3 protein-coding genes are annotated in these 1,104 nt (G+C 64.3%); all 3 read left to right on the forward strand.

Annotated features, from left to right (window positions below; translation table 11 throughout):
- Window positions 1–228: virulence factor TspB C-terminal domain-related protein (locus AC27IQ_RS25275; protein WP_487091264.1), on the forward strand; the 228-nt coding region annotated here is incomplete at its 5' end.
- Complete coding sequence (locus tag AC27IQ_RS25280; protein ID WP_487091265.1) at window positions 228–524, forward strand: DUF2523 domain-containing protein; 297 nt, start codon at window positions 228–230, stop codon at window positions 522–524. The genes AC27IQ_RS25275 and AC27IQ_RS25280, both read left to right, overlap by 1 nt.
- 6 nt (window positions 525–530) lie before the next feature.
- A partial coding sequence (locus AC27IQ_RS25285) for a zonular occludens toxin domain-containing protein (RefSeq protein ID WP_487091266.1) occupies window positions 531–1,104 on the forward strand: 574 nt, incomplete at its 3' end.

A 1,104-nucleotide genomic window follows, 5' to 3' on the forward strand; every position in this document is an offset into this window, starting at 1 on the left:
CTGCCCGGCAACGAAACGATCAACGTCGGCGACAAGATCAGCCGCGAAAACCTGCTCGGTGGTGCCCGCTGCATCAACGACCTCCCCATCACGGTGTGGCGCCGCGAAGTCGTGCTGCCCATGAGCAAGATTTGTCCGGCCCTGGGCTATTTGGGTTGGATTCTCGTCGCGGTCGCATCGCTCGCCGCCTTCCGAATCGTGTCCGGCACCGCCAAAGGAGAAACCTGATGCCCATCTTCATCGCCGCGATCGGCGGCATGCTCATCAACATCGCGGGGAGCCTCGTCGGCCAGGTGCTGATATCGCTCGGCATCGCCGCTGTCACGTACACCGGCGTGGATACCGTCCTCACCACCCTCAAGACCAACGCCCTGCAGGCCCTCACGGGCCTACCTGCAGATCTGGTGGGCCTGCTCAGCTACATGCAGGTGGGCGTGGCCATCAGCATCGTGTCGTCGGCCATCGCCGTGCGCATGGGCATCAACGGCATGACCGGCGCTGTCACCCGATTCCGCAAAAAGTAGCCGACCATGCTCCACCTGATCACTGGCGCCAACGGCGCAGGCAAGACCCTCAACACGCTCAAATGGGTGCGCGAACGCTCGGTCAAGGAAGGCCGGCCCGTGTGCCACAACGGCCGTTTTGAGCCCGTCGAGGGCGGCGAGCTCAGCACGTGGAAGCGGATCGATATCAAGGACTGGCAGGCCGAGCCAGACGGCACGATCTTTCTCGTGGACGAGTGCCACAACGACTTCCCCGCGAAAGCAGCCGGCGCCACGCCGCCCGAGCATGAGCGCATGCTCGCCGAGCATCGTCGCCGCGGGATGGACTTCTACTTGGTCACCCAGCACCCGCAGAACATCAGCAGTTTCGTGCGCCGCCTGGTCGGCAATCCGGGCTGGCACCGGCACCTCAAGCGCACCTTCGGCGCCGAGCTCGTCAGCGTGCTGCAGTGGGACGCTGTCAACCCCAATTGCGAAAAGGACGGCAGCGGCAAGAGCGCGACGGTGACCATGACCCCCTTCCCGAAGGAGGTCTACGGCTGGTACAAAAGCGCCAGCCTGCATACCGGCAAGACCAAGATTCCGCGCGCGGTGTGGGTGT

This window comes from Acidovorax sp. KPB24-07, assembly GCF_057543315.1.